The sequence below is a fragment of the Sphingomonas arenae genome (genome assembly GCF_016924655.1).
Lineage (GTDB): Bacteria > Pseudomonadota > Alphaproteobacteria > Sphingomonadales > Sphingomonadaceae > Sphingomicrobium > Sphingomicrobium arenae.
The window spans coordinates 88,469-102,080 of sequence record NZ_JAFFJU010000003.1 but is presented as its reverse complement, the minus strand read 5'-3'; the positions used below and the strand labels follow the sequence as shown (position 1 = coordinate 102,080).

At 67.1% G+C, this 13,612-nt stretch carries 16 protein-coding genes and 1 tRNA gene; 3 read left to right on the top strand and 14 right to left on the bottom strand.

The features are described from left to right. The first annotated feature begins 50 nt into the window (after positions 1 to 50). Complete coding sequence (locus JT720_RS11905; protein ID WP_205481524.1) at positions 51 to 1,352, top strand: amino acid permease; 1,302 nt, start codon at positions 51 to 53, stop codon at positions 1,350 to 1,352. Here the strand turns inward: JT720_RS11905 and JT720_RS11900 are convergent. From JT720_RS11900 to JT720_RS11860, 9 genes are all read right to left on the bottom strand, one after another. Then, on the bottom strand, positions 1,291 to 2,445 hold the full coding sequence (locus JT720_RS11900; RefSeq protein ID WP_205481523.1) for an aromatic ring-hydroxylating oxygenase subunit alpha: 1,155 nt from the start codon (positions 2,443 to 2,445) through the stop codon (positions 1,291 to 1,293). The two genes, JT720_RS11905 and JT720_RS11900, sit on opposite strands and share 62 nt — an antisense overlap. Positions 2,446 to 2,527: 82 nt before the next feature. Beyond that, positions 2,528 to 3,139: a GTP cyclohydrolase I FolE gene (folE, locus tag JT720_RS11895; RefSeq protein WP_205481522.1), complete on the bottom strand. Its 612-nt coding sequence runs from the start codon at positions 3,137 to 3,139 to the stop codon at positions 2,528 to 2,530. Then, entirely contained in the window at positions 3,136 to 4,434 is a 1,299-nt protein-coding gene (locus JT720_RS11890; RefSeq protein ID WP_205481521.1) for an FAD/NAD(P)-binding protein, read from the bottom strand. Before JT720_RS11890 ends, folE begins: the two co-directional genes overlap by 4 nt. After that, positions 4,424 to 4,666 carry a DUF6356 family protein gene (locus JT720_RS11885; protein WP_205481520.1) on the bottom strand — a complete coding sequence of 81 codons (243 nt, stop codon included), beginning with the start codon at positions 4,664 to 4,666 and terminating at the stop codon, positions 4,424 to 4,426. The genes JT720_RS11890 and JT720_RS11885 overlap by 11 nt, the downstream gene beginning before the upstream one ends. A gap of 45 nt (positions 4,667 to 4,711) precedes the next feature. Next, positions 4,712 to 4,788 (bottom strand) — tRNA-Arg (locus JT720_RS11880). Between the two features lie 35 nt (positions 4,789 to 4,823). Then, positions 4,824 to 5,237: a DUF1178 family protein gene (locus tag JT720_RS11875; protein ID WP_205481519.1), complete on the bottom strand. Its 414-nt coding sequence runs from the start codon at positions 5,235 to 5,237 to the stop codon at positions 4,824 to 4,826. Further along, positions 5,234 to 6,064 (bottom strand): nitrilase-related carbon-nitrogen hydrolase, encoded by an 831-nt coding sequence (locus JT720_RS11870; RefSeq protein ID WP_205481518.1) that lies wholly within the window; start codon positions 6,062 to 6,064, stop codon positions 5,234 to 5,236. The genes JT720_RS11875 and JT720_RS11870 overlap by 4 nt, the downstream gene beginning before the upstream one ends. Next, positions 6,061 to 6,315, bottom strand: coding sequence for a glutaredoxin 3 (grxC, locus tag JT720_RS11865; protein ID WP_205481517.1), 255 nt, complete (start codon positions 6,313 to 6,315; stop codon positions 6,061 to 6,063). Before grxC ends, JT720_RS11870 begins: the two co-directional genes overlap by 4 nt. Before the next feature lie 35 nt (positions 6,316 to 6,350). Beyond that, positions 6,351 to 7,088, bottom strand: coding sequence for a double zinc ribbon domain-containing protein (locus tag JT720_RS11860; RefSeq protein WP_205481516.1), 738 nt, complete (start codon positions 7,086 to 7,088; stop codon positions 6,351 to 6,353). A gap of 41 nt (positions 7,089 to 7,129) precedes the next feature. Between JT720_RS11860 and JT720_RS11855 the strand changes: the two genes are divergently transcribed. Then, complete coding sequence (locus tag JT720_RS11855; protein ID WP_205481515.1) at positions 7,130 to 7,885, top strand: SAM-dependent methyltransferase; 756 nt, start codon at positions 7,130 to 7,132, stop codon at positions 7,883 to 7,885. 86 nt (positions 7,886 to 7,971) lie between these two features. Next, positions 7,972 to 8,157 (top strand): Flp family type IVb pilin, encoded by a 186-nt coding sequence (locus JT720_RS11850; protein WP_336512006.1) that lies wholly within the window; start codon positions 7,972 to 7,974, stop codon positions 8,155 to 8,157. 51 nt (positions 8,158 to 8,208) lie between these two features. Here the strand turns inward: JT720_RS11850 and JT720_RS11845 are convergent, their stop codons facing one another. The 5 genes from JT720_RS11845 to JT720_RS11830 form a co-directional block, all read right to left on the bottom strand. After that, the gene (locus JT720_RS11845; protein WP_205481514.1) at positions 8,209 to 9,678 is read right to left on the bottom strand and encodes a M48 family metalloprotease; all 1,470 of its coding nucleotides are present in this window, start codon (positions 9,676 to 9,678) and stop codon (positions 8,209 to 8,211) included. A gap of 75 nt (positions 9,679 to 9,753) precedes the next feature. Next, positions 9,754 to 10,698: an acetyl-CoA carboxylase carboxyltransferase subunit alpha gene (locus tag JT720_RS11840; protein WP_205481513.1), complete on the bottom strand. Its 945-nt coding sequence runs from the start codon at positions 10,696 to 10,698 to the stop codon at positions 9,754 to 9,756. Positions 10,699 to 10,710: 12 nt separating this feature from the next. After that, the gene (locus tag JT720_RS11835; protein WP_336512011.1) at positions 10,711 to 11,598 is read right to left on the bottom strand and encodes a tyrosine recombinase; all 888 of its coding nucleotides are present in this window, start codon (positions 11,596 to 11,598) and stop codon (positions 10,711 to 10,713) included. Next, entirely contained in the window at positions 11,598 to 13,406 is a 1,809-nt protein-coding gene (locus JT720_RS13905) for a hypothetical protein (protein ID WP_237219956.1), read from the bottom strand. The genes JT720_RS11835 and JT720_RS13905 overlap by 1 nt, the downstream gene beginning before the upstream one ends. Next, positions 13,390 to 13,572, bottom strand: coding sequence for a hypothetical protein (locus tag JT720_RS11830; RefSeq protein ID WP_205481511.1), 183 nt, complete (start codon positions 13,570 to 13,572; stop codon positions 13,390 to 13,392). Before JT720_RS11830 ends, JT720_RS13905 begins: the two co-directional genes overlap by 17 nt. Between the last annotated feature and the right edge of the window lie 40 nt (positions 13,573 to 13,612).

The following is a 13,612-nucleotide window of genomic DNA, read 5'->3' as shown; positions in this document are numbered from 1 at the left end:
TTCGGGCGGGGCCGATTGCACAGGGGGACGCAAGCTGCAACATCTCGCCCATGAAGACGGAACGCGCGCCCAAGCTGCTGGGGTTCTGGATGTGCCTGGCGCTGGTCGTCGGGAACATTATCGGGGCGGGTATCTTCCTGCTTCCCGCCAGTCTGGCGCCCTACGGGCCCAATACGATCTGGGGCTGGCTGCTGACGATCGCGGGTGCGCTGTGTCTCGCCTGGGTGCTCGCGCAGCTTTCGCGTCGGATCGAGGGCGGGCCCTACGCTTACGTGCAGCAGGCGTTCGGGGATGAAGCCGGATTCCTCGTGATGTGGAGCTACTGGATCTCCGTTTGGACCGCCGTGGCGGCGCTCGCGGTTGCCGCGGTCAGCTACGCCAGCAGCCTGCTGCCGGCACTCGGCGGAGTGATTGCAGCGCCGCTGTTCGCGATTGCGTGCGTCTGGCTGTTCACCCTGGTGAATGCGCGTGGCGCCAGGACGGCGGGTGTGGTGCAGGTGGTCACGACCACGCTGAAGCTCCTCCCACTGATTGCCGTGTGCGCGGTTGCGGCGGCGCAGTTCGGCAGCGGAGAAGCCGCCGCGCTCGAAGCCGATGTCCGGGTCACGGCCGGCGGGATCGCCAGCGTGGCCGCGCTTGCCATGTTCGCCATGCTGGGGTTCGAGTGCGCGACACTTCCCGCGGGCAAGGTCGAGAATGCGGAGCGGGTGGTTCCGCTCGCCACTATGGCGGGAACCTTGCTCGCCGGGATCGCGACCCTCGGGGCATGTGCGGCCGTGCTGTTCCTGTTGCCCGGAGATATCGCCGCGACGAGTTCGGCCCCGTTTGCCGACGCGATCGCACCAGCCCTTGGGTCGAGTGCGGGAACCCTGATCGCGCTGTTCGCCCTGATCAGCGCGCTGGGGGCCCTCAACGGCTGGATCCTAGTGTCGGGCGAGGTCCCGCTCAGCATGGCGCAGGCGCGAGTGTTCCCCGCTTGGTTCGGGAAGACCACGGCGCTTGGAACGCCGGTCCGCTCGCAGGTGGTTTCAAGCCTCATCGCGACCGCGCTGCTTGCAGCCAATTACACGCGCGGCCTGTCGGGCGTGTTCACCTTCATGATCCTGGTTTCGACCGTCTCGGCCCTGGTCCTCTACGGCGCCGCGGCGTTAGCCGCGCTGAAGCAGCGACAAGCGGTTGTCGCCTCCATTGCTGGCCTGGCATTCACGGCCTTCGCATTCTGGGGAGCGGGACTGGAGGCAAGCCTGTGGGGCCTAGGTCTCCTGCTGACCGGCGTCCCGATCTACTGGCTTAACCGCCGGTCCAACCGGGAGGCGGAGCGGGCAGCCGCGCCTCAGGAACCAGTCGCCTGAGCTTCTGCGCGAAGCTGCGCAGGCACACTTCGGACGTTCCGAGCGGACCGGGCACATAGGTGGGTGACGCCATACCCAGCTGCACCCGGTTGATCAGCTCGGTATCTTCCGCGTTCACGCGCCGGTTGATCCGCCAATTGAGGTAGCGCACCGCCCGCATCTCGCGCCGGTCGTCCGGCAGCGCGTAGCTGATCTCCCGGATGACGGTCTCGGTCGCACTCACGGGCAGGAACTGCATGAAGTCGACCTGATCCGGATAGATGTCGAAAGCGACGTTCGGGAAAAGCTTGTAGTAGAGCCACTTGCGCTGGTGGCTCTGCGGCAGATGGTCCACTCTAGGGAGCCATTGTTGGTAGGCGCGCTCGGAAGGATTCGTGGATGGAGCCTCGACCAGGTCGCCTTCCATTCGATCGACGTGCTCGCCCGCCTCGATCCGGTATCCGCGCCCGAACAGCCGCGTCAGGCCCGGGTGGCCGACGGGGATGTGCAGCCCGTCCGAATAATTGTCGGCAATGGTCTTCCAGTTCAGCGTCCGTGGACGGAGAGTGACCCGGCCGATCGTCCGGAGGTCCTCGAACCGGTAGGGCGCGACCTCATGCTCGTAGGGCGCCATCATCTCGGCAACGGACGGCGCGCCCGGTTCGAGCGTCACGAACAGGAAGCCGTGCCAGCGTTCCAGCGCCACCGGAACGAGCCCTAGCTCCTCCACCTTCAATCCGGGATACTCACCTCGATGCGGCACGCCGACGAGGCGGCCGTCCCGCGCATAGCTCCAGGCGTGGTACGGGCAGGTCAGCACCCGCGAGCAGCCCGCTTCCCCGTCGACCAGCCGCGAGCCGCGATGGCGGCAGACGTTGGTGAAGGCGCGAACCTGCCCATCGTCGCCGCGGATCACGATCACGCTTTCGCCGAGGTACTCGAGCGTTCGCCACTCGCCGGGATCCGCAATCTCGCTTTCGTGGCAGACCACCTGCGGGGTCGCGCGCAGGAAGGCCTTCTTCTCCGCCTCGAAGAAGGTCGGATCATGGTAGAGCCAGCCGGGGAGGCTCAGGTCGTCGAGCGGATCGGGAACGGCGCGGAGTTGCGTAGCCATGGCCCCTTTTATGCGCTCACCCTGAGCTTGTCGAAGGGTGCTGGGGCAAACGCTTCGACAGGCTCAGCGTGAGCGCGAGTACTCAATATCCCATCAGCGCGAGCACTTCCTTGCGGCTGCGCTCGTCACTGCGGAACACGCCCATCATCCGGCTGGTGGTCATCATCACGCCGGGAGTGTTGACCCCCCGCGCGGTCATGCAGGCGTGGCTGGCCTCGATCACGACTGCGACCCCCTTCGGATGCAGATGCTCGCAGATGCAATCTGCGACCTGCGCCGTCAGCCGCTCCTGGACCTGCAGCCTTCGGGCAAAGCCGTGCAGCACGCGCGCGAGCTTGGAGATGCCGACGACGCGCTCGTTCGGCAGATAGGCGATGTGCGCCTTGCCGATGATCGGCGCCATGTGATGCTCGCAGTGCGACTGGAAGGGGATGTCCTTCAGCAGCACGATCTCGTCGTAGCCGCCCACTTCCTCGAAGGTCCGGCTGAGATGCTCGCCGGGATCTTCCTCGTAACCGCGGGCATATTCCTTCCAGGCGCGCGCCACCCGTGCCGGAGTGTCGAGCAGCCCTTCCCGGTCAGGATCGTCACCGGCCCAGCGGATAAGGGTCTTCACCGCCTCCTGCACGGCCACGGGAACCGGGATCTTTGGCGCAGGCGAGACCAGGTCGCCGTCCTCCGGAGTGCCGTTCATGCCCCAAGCTCCTTCACGATATCGTCGGCCACTGCCGCTGCCTGGCCCCGAATATCCGGCACTGCGACCATCTCCCAATAGGTCCCTTTGGTCAGTGGACCGACCGCCCAGATGCGCTCGCCCGCACGGCCGGGCTGACCGACGTGCAGGCCGATGCCGAGATCGTCGATCCGGACAGCCCCTCCGGCAAGAAACTGTTGCAACAGCGGGTCCTGCGTGCGGCGCATCTCCCCTAGCGGCCCGGTGCAATTGAACAGGGCCGAGACGCGGCGCTCCTCGGACCGCCCGCCCCGCCTTTGGAAGAAGACGTCCAGCCCCTCTGCACCCTGGGTGACCGCGGTCAGGCGCCCCGCAACCACCTGCAGCCGACCCTCGGCGATGAGGGCCGCAAGTCTGGCTGCGACCTCCGGAGCGATCCGGTGGCGGTGAACGTCCCACCAGGCACGGGCGTGGCGGAGGAATCGGCGTTGGTCCTTGGAGGTGTAGGACTGCCAGAGCTCCGCACTGAACGGGCGCAGCGAGTCGACGGCGGCGCGGAAGCCCACCTGCCCGGTGCGCCGGCGCAGCCAACGCCAGGTGGCCAGCAGATCTCCGAACGGAACCTCTTCGGCAGACACTGGCGCGGGTTCATGGGGCGCGTGCGCACGCGGGACCAGGCCGCGTCGGGAGAGCGCCAGGATGCGGCCCGTGTGTCCGGCTTCGTCGAGGGAAAGGACCGTGTCGATCATGGTCAGGCCCGTGCCCAGGATGAGCACGTCCCCACCCTCTTGCGCGAGCCTGCGCACTGCGTTCGCCGCTTCCGCGCTCCACGGATTGTGGATGAAGTCATCCGGTGAGATGCCCTCCCCCACGCGCAACGGAAGCGGGGGCTGATTGCCTTGTGCAAGTACGATTGCCGACGCCGCGTGGACGGTTCCGCTCTCGGTGGTGATCCGCCACCCCTTGCCGTCCCGCTCCGCAGCAACGACGGTATTCTGCTGCGGCTGCACACCGCGGGCCTGACCAAGTATCTCCCGCAGGTAGGTGCCGAACCGACGCCGCTCCGCAAAGCTCGTGCCGTCGTCGCCAAGCCAGCGAGCGAAGTCGTCCGGCCGGTCGGGCCAGGCGCTCATCTTGCCTGACGGCACGTTGAGGAGGTGAGCCGGTTCCCTCGTGGAATAGGCAACTCCCAGACCAAGGCGGCCGCTACCGTCGAACAGCAGTGCGGGAACCCCGCGGCGTGCGAGCTGCACCGCCGTCATCACGCCCGAGAACCCGCCACCGACGACCGCAACCGGCGCGGCGTCAGATCTCATAATCGGGCCAGTCGTTCGGGTTTGCCGCACCTGCGCGGCGGCGCTGCATATGATCGTGGAGGCGGACCACGGTGCGGCCCGCCGTTTCAGTGAACCACCCCGGTACGACCGCGTGGACCAGGCAGGCGGTGCCCGCCGCGATCAGGCTTCCGCCGATCCGCACAGCGCCTGTTCCGTGCTCCCACCAACTCATTCCTAGAGCCCGCGGATGCTCGGTGAAGAGACGCGTCATGCCTCCGCTCTCCATTCCGGCCATGTGCCTGCTCCCCTGCAGTGGTGGTGACCCCGACTGGATTCGAACCAGTGACCTACGGATTAGGAATCCGGCGCTCTATCCTGCTGAGCTACGGGGCCTTGGCCCCTGCCCTACAGGAGGGGGACACTTCGAATCAATTCGCTTCCTCTGGCGGAACCACCGGAAGGGGCAGCGGCGCGATGGGAACACCCTCCTCGGCAAGCGATCGTGCGTCGGCGAGGGTGGCCTGGCCGTGGATCGGCCGGTGGTCGACCTCCCCCAAGTGCATGGCCCGCGCTTCATCCACAAAGCGCCCGCCCACCCAGGTGGAGTTTTCGAGCGCCTTCGCCTGTGCGGCGGCAAGGGCGGCGAGCATGGCCTTCGCATCCGGGACGACGCCGGATGGGCGCACGGCCGGAGCCATCGGCGCCTTGCCGATCTCGTCCGAACCGCACATCGGACAACTCAGAAGGCCTCGCGCACATTGGTCGTCATAGTCGCTACTCGACCCGAACCAGGCTTCGAACACGTGACCGCCGGAGCCGCAGAGAAGATCGTAGACGATCAACGGACGGTCTCGACGCGCGGCATGGGCCGACGATGGCTCAGAGCCGGAACGCGGCTCCGCACCTCATCAAGACGGCCAAGATGGAGGTCCGCGAATGCCAGGCCCGGTTGATCGTCCATCTCCAGCAGAACCTCACCCCAGGGATCGGCAACCAGACTGTGTCCGTAGGTCTCGCGGCCGTCCTCGTGCCGGCCTGCCTGCGCGGCTGCGACGATGAACAGGCCCGCTTCGATCGCCCGAGCGCGCAGCAGGACCTGCCAATGCGCTTGGCCGGTTGGGACAGTGAAGGCTGCGGGCACGGAGATCGTCTGGGCTCCGGCCTCTGCCAGCGCCGCGAAAAGTGCGGGGAAGCGGAGGTCGTAGCAGATCGCCAGGCCGAGGCTGCCGACCGGCGTCCCCTCCACGACGACGAGCCGCTCGCCCGGCGCATAGACCGCCGACTCGCGCCAGCTCTCGCCGGTCGGCAGGTCGACATCGAACAGGTGGATCTTGTCATAACGGGCGCGCACTTCGCCGCACGGGTCGATCACGAAGCCGCGGTTGGCGAGACGACCGTCAGGCCTCCGGAGGGCGAGGGAGCCGAGGTGAACCCAGATCCCAGCCTCGCGCGCGGCGGCGGCAACGGCCGCGAGCACCTCGTCCTCGTCCTCGGGGACGACCTTGGCGGCTACGCGCTCACGATCGCGGTCAAGGAGGCCCGACATCTCGGGCGTGAAGATCATCTCCGCCCCACCCCGCGCCGCGGCATGCACGGCCTCGACCAGCGCCTCGGCATTGCGGGCCGGTTCGATCCCACTTTGGGCCTGGAGAAGAGCGATCCGGGTCACGCGGCGAGCAGACCGTCCAGTTCGCCGCTTCGTTCGAGATCGTGAAGGTCATCACAGCCGCCGACGTGCCGCCCGTCGATGAAAATCTGCGGCACGGTCATGCGGCCGGAGCGCTCGATCATTTCGTCACGCTTCGGGCCGCCCCGATCGAGATTATATTCGACCACGTCGACGCCCTTGCGGGCCAACAGCGCCTGTGCGCGAATGCAGTAGGGGCAGGTGGATTTCAGGTACATCTCAACAGTCGGCAACGAACATTCTCCTTCACGCTCTATGTAGGGTCGGCTCAGCCATTGACCACTGTCGGACGCACGACGCGGGCCCAGGCGATGAGGTCGACGCTCGCCGCCCCTTTTCGTTTCAGCAGCCTGGCGCAGGCCTCCGCCGTGCTGCCGGTGGTGTACACATCGTCCACGAGGATGATCGAGCGGCCCCTCACCTCCTGACCTTGGCGCACGGCGAACGCACCGGACACCGCACGACGTCGCTCGGCAGGGCTCATGCCCTTGAGCTTGGGTGTGCGCTTGACCCGCTGGAGCAGCATCATGTCGGCCGGATTGCCGCTGGTCTTCTGCAGTTGGCGAGCAATCAAGGCCGCCTGGTTGAAGCCCCGTTCCCACAAGCGCACGCGATGGAGCGGGACGGGTACCAGCAGCGCATCGGGCGGGAGATCACCGAGCGGGCGGCGCATGTAAGCCGCCATGGTTCGCGCGAGCCCCGTCTTGCGGCCGTACTTCAGGCGAATGGCGATGGAACGCGCCGCCTCGCCATACTCGACGGCGGCTCGGATGCGGTCGAGCGCGCCCGCGTCAACGTGACAGGCACCGCACAACTCGGCCTCCGTCGCTTCGAGCGGCTGCGCGCAGCGCTGGCATCCGCCGGAAAGGAAGTGGATCTCCGGCCAGCAACTGCCGCAGAAGAGATCCACATCGGCGACAATCGTGCCGCACGCGGCGCAGCGCGGCGGAAGCGCGAAGTCGAGGAGAATGCGGCCGGCGCGGCCAAGAACGGTGCCTGGGATCACGTGGCCCTTGTTCCCGGCCCGGCCCAGCCGCACAAGAGGGCATGAGCCAGCCCCTGTTCGATGAAGCGGCGCGTGCGCTGCGCCGGCAACGCGCCCTGCGCAAAGGTCCGGTCCTCTTCTTGGCGGAGCGCGCAGTCGAGGATCTGCAGGACCGGCTTTCGTTCATCCAACGTCGCTTCCGGCGTGCGCTGCTCATTGGGCTCGCGGATGCATCCTGGACAGAGCGGTTCAGCGTGTCGGCTGAGGAACTGGTTTCAATCAGCAACCTGGAAGAGCTGGTGTCCGTTGAACCGGGCAGCTTCGACCTGTGCGTCGTGCTTGGACAGCTGGAGACCACGAACGAGCTTCCATTGTTCCTTCGGGTGATCCGGGCCACGCTCGAAAGCAATGGCCTGGCCGTCGGCGCCTTCCCCGGCAACGAGAGCCTGCCGGTGCTGCGCAGCGTCATGCTTGCGGCCGATCAGGCGACAGGCAGTGGGGTGAGCCCGCGTGTTCATCCTCGGGTCGAAGCCTCGGCCTTTGCCGGCCTTTTGCAGGACGCAGGCTTCACCATGCCGGTCGTGGACATTGACCGGGTACGGCTTCGCTACCGGCGCTTCGACGACCTGATCCGCGACCTTCGCGGCATGGGCGCAACGAATGTCCTCCTGTCCCGTGCCCCACGCCCGCTTGGGCGAGCGGCGCTGAACGCGGCGCGGCAGGCTTTTGCAAAGCTGGGGGATGAGTCCGGCACCATGGAGACCGTGGAGATCATCAACTTCGCGGCGTGGACGCCCGCTAGCGGGGAAAGCTGGTAAACAGGAGCCTAACTTCGCTCCGCCCACCACTCGTTTACCTTTTGGCGATACTTCTGCTCCGTGGACGTGGACCAGAGGAGGGTGGCGTGGACGCTATCCTATTGATGTTGCGCAGATTGCGCCGTGACCAGCACGGGGCAACTGCGATCGAATACGGACTCATCGTCGCTCTCATCGCCCTGGGCATGATGGGCGGACTTTCCGCACTTGGCGGGGGAGTCAACGGCAGCTGGGGCAAGACCGCCACCAAGGTTGCCGACGCCATGAAGTAAAGGCGCGCTCCGCAGAACGCGCCTTGCTCACTTCTCTATGGTTAGCCGAGATCAGGTGTAGGCACGTGTCCCGTAGACCACGAGCTTGACCCGCTGGCCCGGCACCAGGCGGCTGTTCGCCGCAAGCCCGTTCAGCGACAGGAACCGCTCGACCTGAAAGTTGCGGTAGGCCATCCGGCTCGCAAGCGATTGCACCGTCTCCCCGGGGCGCACGGTCACCACGTCGATCACTCTCGGGCGGATCTGCGCCGCTTCGGATCCCGAGATACGGCGCAGCGAGTTCACCATCGGAGTGAACGGGCCCACGCCCTGACCGCCGCGGGTCAGCATGACGAAGTGGTACGCCTGCGTCGGACTGAATTCGTAAGCGAAGACACTGACGTCAACCGCGCCCGATGACGTGTTCGCGCGGCTGATGAGATAAGCGGTCCGCAAGCCGTTCACGGTGGTCAGCCGCTGGTCGAGGACTTGCAACTGCGTGCGTCCGCCCGTCAGGGACTGCACGACACCCGCGATATAGGACTGCATGTCGCCATTGTATCGGGCGGTGGAGAACTGTGCCTTGCCCGCCGCTCCCTCGATGGTCACGGCGCTCGTGCTGTTCTGCATCAGGTAACCCGTCGGAACGGTGAACTGCAGCCGCAGGTCCGGATGGGTAAAGGTCCGCCCATCGATAATTCCCTGCGCGGGATCGTCGTCGACGACCGTGCCCTCCAGCTGATTGAGGAACTGGTCGCGATTGCGCAGTCCCTGCCCTGCCCGACCGGTCCGCTGCGCATCCGCGAGAGCCTGGCGCGTCCGATTTTCGGAAAGCGGGTGGGTGCTAGCCCATTCCGGCGTGGAACGGTTCGTCTGCCCCTGCACCCGCGCTTCCAGTGCCGTCGCGCGGCCGAGAGCGGCGAGCATGCTGGCGGACGCCGCCGGATCGTAGCCGGCGCGGGTCAGGTAATTGATACCGAGCCGGTCCGCGTCATATTCCTGATTGCGGCTGAAGCTGAGAGTCCGCAGCTGCGAGCCGGTCTGGAACGTCTGGCTGATGAGATCGCCGAAGCCACCACCAATGACGCTACCCAGGATGGCTCCCAGGATCCCGCCGATGGAGTTGCGGGTTGCCGCGGACTGCCGCGCCTGGGCGTGGTTGGCGGCGACGTGTCCCACTTCATGCCCGAGGACGAAGGCGAGCTCCGCTTCATCGTTCATGAGGCCCATCAATTGCCGCGTGATGTAGATGTAGCCGCCAGGGACCGCAAAGGCGTTCTCTACGGCACTATTGAGATTGGTGAAGCGATAGGCCGAGGGGTTCACACCGGAATAGGCGGCGACGCGACGCCCCACACTGTCCACGTAGGCGGCTCGCGGGCCCGTCTCGGCGCCGCCGAATTCCTGGACCAGTTCGCCGTGCTGCTGCTGCGCCTCCTGTACATAGCGGGCAGGCAGATTGCGGTACGCCGACTGCGCGGACAGGGCCGCCGGAGTGACGGCAACGGCGGCGACAGTAAAGAATAGCAAGGACTTACGCATGGTGATCGCCTTTTAATCAGAAGAGCTTTTCGCTCTCATGAACGGCAATCCGGCTGTTCGGGTTCCTGACTGTCCCTAGAGACCCATGCTCAGGAACTTGTCCCGTCGCTGCTTGAGCAGTTCTTCCCCGGAACGACCGGCAAGTGCCCCAAGCTCCTCCACGATCGCGTGCTTCAGGTTGGCGGTGGCTTCGCCAGGGTTGCGATGCGCACCGCCGAGCGGTTCGGGCACGATGCGATCGATGACCCCTAACGATTGGAGGTCGCCGGCCGTGATGCGCATGGCCTCGGCCGCCTCCGCTGCCTTGTCGGCGGTGCGCCAGAGGATGGACGCACAGCCCTCGGGCGAGATCACTGAATAAACCGCATGCTCGAACATCATCACGCGATTGGCTGCGGCGATCGCAACCGCGCCGCCAGACCCGCCCTCACCGACCACGACCGCGATCATGGGCACGCGGAGGGACAGGCACTGCTCCGTCGAACGGGCAATGGCCTCCGCCTGGCCACGTTCCTCTGCCTGCACGCCCGGGAAGGCTCCGGGTGTGTCGACGAGGCTGACCACCGGAAGACCGAACCGCTCCGCCAGCTGCATCATGCGGATCGCCTTGCGATAGCCCTCGGGCTTGGCCATGCCGAAGTTGTGCTTGAGCCGGCTGGCGGTGTCATCGCCCTTCTCGTGCCCCATGATGAGCACGCGCTGACCATCGATCCGGCCAAGGCCGCCAAGGATCGCTGGGTCGTCCGCGAAGCCGCGATCGCCTGCCAGAGGCACGAAGTCGTCGACCAGCCCCGCGACGTAATCCTTGAAATGCGGCCGATCCGGGTGACGGGCGACCAGTGCCTTCTGCCAGGGCGTCAGCCGGGAGTAGGTGTCCCTGAGCAGTCGGTCGGCCTTGATCTCCAGCCGTTCGATCTCGGCATCGATATCGATCTCGCCCGAACTGGCGGTCTCGCGCAGTTCGGCGACGCGCGTCTCGAGCTCGGCGATCGGCTTTTCGAAGTCCAGGTAGGTCCGCATGCGGGCGCGGCCCTATGACGAAGCGCTGCGGGTGGCAAGCGGATGGCGAGCATTCACGAGCTCGACTAGCCGACCGGTATCCACATGTGTGTAGATTTGCGTGGTCGCGATATCGGCATGCCCGAGCAGCGCCTGTAGCACGCGCAGGTCCGCTCCGCCGGCGAGCAGGTGGGTCGCGAAAGCGTGACGGAGAACGTGCGGACTGACCCGATCCGGAGCGATCCCCGCCAGCGCGGCCATTTCCCGCACCAGCTGGAACAAGCGCACTCGGCTGAGATGCGCCTTGCCGCCCGGGAACAGGTACGCGCTCTTCGCAGGCACGTGCGGCAGCCACTTCTCCACCGCCGCAAATGCCCGGTCGGAGATCGGGACCAGCCGCTCCTTCGCGCCCTTGCCGCGCAGTATCAGGAACGGTTGCCCCGTTCGCAGCGCACCGCGCGGCAGGGAGACGAGCTCCGTCGCGCGCAGACCGGAGCCGTAGAGCAGCTCCAGCAGGGCGTGGTTGCGGAGCGCCAGGGGGCGTCCGCTGGACGCGAGATCCTCCACCGCCGCGAACATGGCATCGACCTCATGCGGGGCAAGGATGCGTGGGAGCGGCCGTTCGGTCGCCGGACGCGGGAGCGATGAAGAGGGATCGTCGCGCCGGAGCCCTTCCTCGTGCAGGAAACCATAGAAGCGGCGCAGGGCTGCGGAGCGGCGGGCGACGGTCGAAGGCGAAAGTTCGCTCCACGCCGGGCCGAGCTGCCCAATCTGCTTCGCATCCGCCTGGCCTAAGGATGGCAAGGTCGCGGCAGCGGCGGTCAGGTCATTGCGGTAGGCGAGCAGCGTGTTGCGGGAAGCTCCCGCTTCCGCGGCGAGCATGTCGAGGAAACGATCGACCAGAGCCCGGTCCTCGGCGATCACGTCCGGGCAAGAGCCTCGGCCGCGATCATCCGCGCCTGGTACTCCATGCCCGCTCGGCGCAGGGCGCCAAGGGCATGGAATACATGGGCGGAGGAGACGCGCGACATGGTTGAAGTCTGCATCCCGATCGCCGCGAGAAGCGCAGCCGTCCCGGCTTGCCCCCTGCCCCCCGCATCGTCGGTGAGGCGGGACCATGCCGAGGTCCGGCCAAGGCCAAGGCCGTGCTGCTGGTTGAGCCGGTTGGCTGTGTCGACGTCGATCCGGCCGGTTCCGGCAAGACCGCCAAGCAGAAGGCGGCTGCGCTGTTTGCCGGGGCTGCCGTCGCGACCGATGAAGGCGTCGATCCGGTCATAGCTTACGTCGACATCGGTCGACCTAGTCCCGAGCGCCAGGAGCGCCCAGGCACGATCGGACGGTTCATCGTCCATCTGCCGGACCGCGGCGGACCAGCGCGCGGCTTCCTGATCGAAGCCGCCCGCCAGCATGGAGGCAATGAGCCGCTCGGCTACATCCTGGCGCTTCGCGTCGGGCGCGATGCGGGTCGCCGCGAACGACAAGAGGGCGTAGGCGGCCTGCTGCTCTACGGGTGTCCGGGCCGCGTCCCAGAAACGCCGCATGGCATCCAGCCGCGCATCGGGATCGCGGCCGACGAACGCGGTCCGCAGGCGCCAGGGGTCCGTTCCGGCTAGGTCGGACGGATCGATCGAGTCGTAGATCTGGCCGTAGAGGTCGACCAGCGCCGAGGAGGAGAAAACGCCCAGGCCTGTGGCGATCCGGGCGGAAGGGAGCCGCTGCTCGGGCGTCAGCATCGGTGCTCGCGCCTGCCAGGCCCGGAGCTGCGGAGAGGCGGCGTTGATCAGCCGTTCTGGCGGAGCCATGCCGGTTGCCGTGGCGAGGCCGAAACGCCAGCTGGTCAGTTGCTCGACGGGCTCCCACTCGACGGTCACCGCCCGAGCCGTGTCGGCTCCGGCTCCGACGACCTTGTCCGCGAGGACGAGGTCGATGCCGCCGATGCGGCCCCGTCGGCGCGCCTGTTCGATCTGCGAGGCAGCGCTCGCCGCTTCGCCCTCGAATGCGGCGCAAATCGCCTGTGTCAGCGGCAGGACTCGGGCATCCGTCCGCGCCATGTTCTCGCGCAGAGGGCAGAGTCCCGCCGGATCGGCGGTTGCGAGCGCGGCCTGCACGGCGACCTGCGTCATCTTGGGCGTGAAATCCGCCACGTCGATGCCTTGGACGATCATCCGGGCGGCGTCCGCTTCGCCCATCCGGAGAAGCAGCCAGGCGCGTTCCGCAGCCCAATCCACTGGATGTACCATGGGCGGCGCCTCGCTGCGGGCCAGCAGCGCGTTGCGCAGCGTCATGTGCAGCCAGCGCGAAGGCAGCGGCGCGTTCAGGCGGCGCATAAGGATGGACAAGTAAGTGCCGTTCGCCTGCTGCCATGGATCGGACCCGAGGCCGGCGGCAGCAGGGTCGATCGCGCCCACCAGTCGCGGATCGCGCCGGGCGCTCTCCGGCATCTCGATCGGTGGAGGTGGCGGCTCCAGCTCCTCTCCCTCGGCCAGTTCGTCCTCGCTGGTCTCCACCACCCCATCTTCGCCGGCTGACGTGCTAGGCCGCGGGCGAGTGGTCCCAGCGGGAGCGGGAGCCTGGCCGGCGTTCTGGGATGGCTGCTGCTGTTCGGCTGGAGGGAGCGGCGCGGCCTCGTTGCCAAAGCCTGGCGGGAGCAGGGATTCCTGGGCCAGCGCGGGAAGGGTCAGCCCGAGGGCGGCAGCGCCGGCGAGCAGGACCTTATTTCGCGGCGTCACGGGTGACTTCGACCTCAATCGGGCGGGTCGGCTGCTCCTCCACCGAACTGGCAAGCCAGATCAGGCCGCCGATCAGCAGGGCCAAGATGACGAGGGGGATGATCAATCCCCGCGCGGGATGCGGGGGCCGGCGAGCCGGCTGAAACGAAGAAGTCCGTCGGGCCATGATGCGGGCCTTTTGCCGAGCCGGGACGGCGCTGTATAGC